The organism is Pseudorhodobacter sp. (assembly GCF_030452865.1).
In the GTDB taxonomy this organism is placed as follows: domain Bacteria; phylum Pseudomonadota; class Alphaproteobacteria; order Rhodobacterales; family Rhodobacteraceae; genus Pseudorhodobacter.
Map to the genome: position 1 here is coordinate 1 of NZ_JAKDLJ010000278.1, position 4,972 is coordinate 4,972.

A 4,972-nucleotide genomic window follows, 5' to 3' on the forward strand; every position below is an offset into this window, starting at 1 on the left:
CACGTCGCGCGGGTCGCGCCCCACGTGCGGGCCGCGAAATGGCGGCGCGGGGCTTGCGGGCAGGGGCGGCGCGTGTGTTGGTGTCGGGGCCGTCGAAGGCTGCGGATTATACGCTGGTACTGGGGGCGAATGATGCGGGTTTGCAAGGGGCGCATCGCATCATTTCCAACGCGTCATGTACCACCAATGCATTGGCCCCGCTGGCCGCGTTGATCCAGCGAGAATGGGGGGTCGTGACGGGGTGGATGACGACGGTTCATTGCTATACCGGGAGTCAGCCGACCGTGGACGCACCAGCGGCGGATTTCGCGCGCAGTCGGGCGGCGGCGCTGTCACTGGTGCCGACCACGACCAGCGCGCAACGTCTGCTCGATCAAGTCTTGCCGGAACTCGCGGGGCGGATCGAGGCGTCGGCGGTCAGGGTTCCCGTTGCCTCCGTCTCGGCGGTGGACCTTGCGGTGATGACCGAACGCCCCGCCACGCGAGAGGCGATGAATGCGGCTTTTCACGCGGTCGGGGGCGTCATCGGGGTGACGGATCGCGCTTTGGTGTCGACCGACCTGCGGGCGCGGCGTGAAAGCATCGTGATGGCCAGCCTTGAGACGCGGGTGACGAAAGGCGGGATGCTGCGGGTGTTCGGCTGGTACGACAACGAATGGGGCTTTTCCAACCGGATGCTGGACGTGGCCATTCGCCTGAAATCATTGGGGTGAGGCAGGCGCATACCCAATTCCGTGCGCGCCGCCACCGCTTGCACCAGCCGTGAAATGATGCGAGTCTGACGCGCGATACGCGATGACATGATCGCCAGAAAGGCAAGTCGATGAAGCAGATCCCGCTTGGCACCACCGGAATGAACGTGTCGCGATATTGTCTTGGCACCATGACCTGGGGCAGCCAGAACACCGAAAGCGAAGCGCATGACCAGATCGCGCTGGCGTTGGAACATGGCGTGAATTTCTGGGATACCGCTGAGATGTATCCGAGCAACCCCGTCGCTGCCAAGACGATCGGCAACACTGAAACCATCATCGGCAACTGGTTTGCCCGCAAGGGCGGCAGGGACAAGGTGGTTCTGGCGACCAAGATTACCGGCGAAGGCAACAGCTTTGTGCGGGGCGGGGCGGTTGTCTCCGGGGCGATGCTGCGCGAGGCGGTTGAAGGCTCACTGAAACGGTTGCAGACGGATTACATCGACATTTACCAACTCCACTGGCCCAATCGCGGCTCCTACCACTTCCGCCGCATGTGGACCTATACACCGCCCGCGACGCCTGCGGCGGAGGTGTTCGGCGACATGATCGACGTGTTGCAGATGGCAGCGCAATTGATCGCGGAGGGGAAGATCCGCACGATTGGCCTGTCGAACGAAAGCGTTTGGGGCGCTGCGAATTGGCTCCGCCTGGCCGTTGCGATGGGTCTGCCGCGCATGGCGACCGTGCAGAATGAATATTCGCTGCTGTGCCGACAGTTTGATACCGATTGGGCAGAGTTTGCGGCGATGGAAAACATGCCGCTGCTGGCGTTTTCGCCTTTGGCAGCGGGGTTGTTGTCGGGCAAATATGCCGGCGGTGTGATCCCCGACGGCACCCGCCGCGCCTTCACCCCTGATCTTGGTGGCCGCGTCACCCCGCATGTGTTCGAAGCGATTGCCGCTTATCTCGGCATTGCCGCCCGCCACGGGCTTGACCCGAACCAGATGGCACTCGCCTTCGTGCAAAGCCGTCCGTTCCCTGTGATCCCGATCATCGGCGCGACCAGTCTGGACCAGTTGCGCACCAATATTGACGCTGCTGACCTGACCCTTTCAGCGGAGGTTCTGGCCGAGATTGGTACCGCGCATCGCAACTTTCCGGCACCGTTCTGACATGCGACGTAGGGGAGCAATCGCTTTGCTACTGGTGCTCTGTGCCTGCCAATCGGGCGGCACCAATCCGCCACTGAGCGATGTTGCAGCGCCGACTGCATTGCAAGGCCCGGCAGTTGCCACGACGACATTAGCACCGATGGGGGAGGTGCCCCCCCCTTCTGCGACCGCCGAAACGCCGCCGCAAACGCCGGGTGTTGCGCCACCCGTCGCCGAAACGAAGCCTTCCGCGCCTGTGGTAACGCCGCCTGTCGTCGAGGCGAAACCGCTGGAACCCGTTATTATCAAGACCGCAGTGCAGTTGGCCTGTGAAAAGAAACACGGTCGGTTTGTGATGCTTGGCAAGACCGGGGCGATGACCTGCCAGTTCATGACCAAGGATTCGGGCAAACGATGCAGCAAAGAAACCGATTGTGAGGGCGCATGTCTGGCGCGGTCGCGCACCTGCGCGCCGGTGAAGCCAATTCTGGGCTGCGAGTCGATCTTGCAAGGCGATGGGCGGCAGGTTGAATTATGTATCGAGTAGCTGTGGGTTTGGTCCTGATATTGGCCGGTTGTGTCTCAAAGCAGACCAGCCCCGGCTTTCGTGACCCCGGCAAACAAATCTATTCCAATGCAGTGCTCGAAACCCCGCGCCTTGTCGGTCAATGGGCGCAGGTCGCGGAATTTGCAACCAAGGATGCGGCAGCCTGCCAACCCGGCAATGCCGCGATTTCGCAGGCGGCGAGCGGGTTGACGATTGACGCCCGCCTCTGCCTCAACGGTGTTTCAACGGCATTTTCGGGGTCGCTGTTACCTGCCGGACCGGGCCGCTTCACCCCGCCGCGCGGGGAGGTGTGGTGGGTGATCTGGGCCGATGTCGGCTACCGGACACTGGTGATCGGTACGCCGTCGGGCGCGTTCGGCTTCATCCTCAACCGCGAAAGGCCGTTGCCCGCCGACCGCTTGCGCGCCGCGCAGGAGGTGCTGGACTGGAACGGCTACAATCTTGCCTATCTACGCTAGCGACTGCCGGAGGCTGCGCAGATGCGCGGGCGTATCTCGCGCGCCAAAGTCCGCTTCGCGCACCAGCCAGTCAAAATGCTGCGTCAGACTTTCGACCCGCAGCGAGTCGCGAAAGGCGAGGTAGTGCCGCCCGAGGTACAGGACCGCCAGCAGCGGGCCGAAAATGGTGATCGGAGCCGAAAATACCCGGCGCGCGTCGAACAGATAGAGCCGCAGCGACGGGTAAAGCTGATCCGTGAGCGCAATCAGGTGGTCAAGTTGGTGGGCTCGTGTTGCAAGCGGCAATCCCTGATAATAGCCAGTCGCTTGCGCGAATGCGGTCAACTCATGCACAGGCAGCGCAATCTCATAGTCCGACCGTTGCGCGTGCATCCATTCCAACCGGTCGCGTGAGGCGCCAATGGCCTGATCCGTGCTTTTGCCCAGATGCGGGTCGTATTCCCAACGCAGCATGGCTTCGGTCTTCAGCATGTCGGGCAATGTCGCCGGGACGTGGCGGATTTTGTAGCCAACCGCCTCCCGGTGCCAGTTGTAGATCTGCTCATCCACCAAGGCGCGCGGTGCTTCGGTCACGCTCAGCGAAGCGGCGAGCAGTTCGGCCCCCATCTCCGGTCGGTCGGTCAGCCCCAGCAGCCAATCGGCGCTGACATGCAACGCCAGCGCACATTCGGCCGCCACCTGCGCATTGGGCAACCGGGTGCTGCCTGTCGCCAGAAGTTGCGACACGGTGGAACGGTCAACGCCGACCGCGCGGGCGAGTTGGGCTTGTGACATCGCCTTGTCGGTCATCGCCTGCGCAAGGCGGTCGCGGAACAGGGTCGCACGGTCGCGTTTGTCGTTTATTGTCCGCATCGGTGATAATTCCAACCATTGTTGTAGAAACATTGCGCATATCAAGACTAGCGCAACAACCTACGCAGGGCTATCAGAATGGTAATCCCGGAGGAATTTTATGGAAAGTCGTCGTCGAAGTCTTGTCAAAGCCGTTGTCTGGCAAATGATTGGCCTGATCTCGATGGGGGTGATCGGTTGGCTTTACACTGGATCGGCCGCGGTCGCGGGCGGTCTGGCGCTGGTGAACATGGCGGCAGGTTTTGTGGTGTATTTGCTGCATGAGCGGGTCTGGGCGACGATCGCCTGGGGCAAGATGGAGGGTCAGGATGCCAGTCGCGCGCGTTGAATGGCCCACACTTTTATTCTTGTTCGCGACCTATCTGGTCTGGGGGGTGGCGACGACCGTGGTTTATGGCTGGTCGCCGGTTGCGGGCATCATCCTGACCGGGCTTGCGATCACGCAATTCTCCTCGCTGCAACACGAGGCGCTGCACGGGCATCCGTTCCGCATCAAATGGTTGAATGAGGCGCTGGTGACGCCTGGGCTGACGCTGACCGTGCCTTACGGGCGCTTTCGCGATACCCATCTGGCGCATCACCATGATCCGATTCTGACCGATCCTTACGACGATCCCGAAAGCAATTTCTTCGACCCGAAAGTGTGGCGCACGCTGCCGGTTTGGGCGCAATCCTTGTTCAAGGCGAACAACACGTTGCTCGGCCGGATGGTGCTTGGGCCGCTGATCGGCAATGCCTTGTGGCTGGCTGGCGACTACCGCGCGTTCCGGGCGGATGCGCCGGGGGTGCGGCGCGATTGGGCCTTGCACGGTTTGGGATGCGTGCCGGTCGTGGTCTGGCTCTGGTTTGCAGCGATGCCGTTCTGGGCCTATCTGCTGGCGGCATGGATCGGTCATGGCATCCTGAAAATCCGCACCTATCTGGAACATCGCGCGCATGACACCGCCGCCGCCCGAACGGTGGTGGTGGAGGATCGCGGCCCGTTGTCCTATCTGTTTTTGAACAACAATTTCCACTCGGTCCATCACCGGCACCCCGGTATCCCGTGGTATCGCCTGCCTCAAACCTATGCGGCAGGGCGCGAGGCGTTCTTGCGTACCAATGATGGTTACAGTTATCGCAGCTACGGGCAGGTGTTTCGGCAATACCTGCTGCATGCCAAAGATCCGTTGCCGCATCCACTTTACCCACCCGCCCCACTCGACAGCCCGTAGGCGGCATGCGATGGGGGTGGCATGGAACTCTGGA

7 protein-coding genes are annotated in these 4,972 nt (G+C 62.0%); 6 read left to right on the top strand and 1 reads right to left on the bottom strand.

All coding sequences use genetic code 11. The features are described 5' to 3' along the window. From L0H65_RS14440 to L0H65_RS14455, 4 genes are all read left to right on the top strand, one after another. A partial coding sequence (locus L0H65_RS14440; RefSeq protein ID WP_301459749.1) for an aldehyde dehydrogenase occupies positions 1-713 on the top strand: 713 nt, incomplete at its 5' end. Positions 714-823: 110 nt separating this feature from the next. Continuing rightward, positions 824-1,867: an aldo/keto reductase gene (locus tag L0H65_RS14445; protein ID WP_301459750.1), complete on the top strand. Its 1,044-nt coding sequence runs from the start codon at positions 824-826 to the stop codon at positions 1,865-1,867. A gap of 1 nt (position 1,868) precedes the next feature. Next, positions 1,869-2,393 (top strand): hypothetical protein, encoded by a 525-nt coding sequence (locus tag L0H65_RS14450; RefSeq protein ID WP_301459751.1) that lies wholly within the window; start codon positions 1,869-1,871, stop codon positions 2,391-2,393. Then, the gene (locus L0H65_RS14455; RefSeq protein WP_301459752.1) at positions 2,381-2,872 is read left to right on the top strand and encodes a lipocalin; all 492 of its coding nucleotides are present in this window, start codon (positions 2,381-2,383) and stop codon (positions 2,870-2,872) included. Before L0H65_RS14450 ends, L0H65_RS14455 begins: the two co-directional genes overlap by 13 nt. Here L0H65_RS14455 and L0H65_RS14460 read toward each other — a convergent pair. Continuing rightward, entirely contained in the window at positions 2,864-3,724 is an 861-nt protein-coding gene (locus tag L0H65_RS14460) for a helix-turn-helix transcriptional regulator (RefSeq protein ID WP_301459753.1), read from the bottom strand. The genes L0H65_RS14455 and L0H65_RS14460 overlap by 9 nt on opposite strands. Positions 3,725-3,824: 100 nt before the next feature. Between L0H65_RS14460 and L0H65_RS14465 the strand changes: the two genes are divergently transcribed. Further along, positions 3,825-4,052, top strand: a complete 228-nt coding sequence (locus L0H65_RS14465) for a DUF2061 domain-containing protein (protein WP_301459754.1) — start codon at positions 3,825-3,827, stop codon at positions 4,050-4,052. After that, positions 4,033-4,938 (top strand): fatty acid desaturase, encoded by a 906-nt coding sequence (locus tag L0H65_RS14470; protein WP_301459755.1) that lies wholly within the window; start codon positions 4,033-4,035, stop codon positions 4,936-4,938. The genes L0H65_RS14465 and L0H65_RS14470 overlap by 20 nt, the downstream gene beginning before the upstream one ends. The last annotated feature ends 34 nt before the right edge of the window (positions 4,939-4,972 follow it).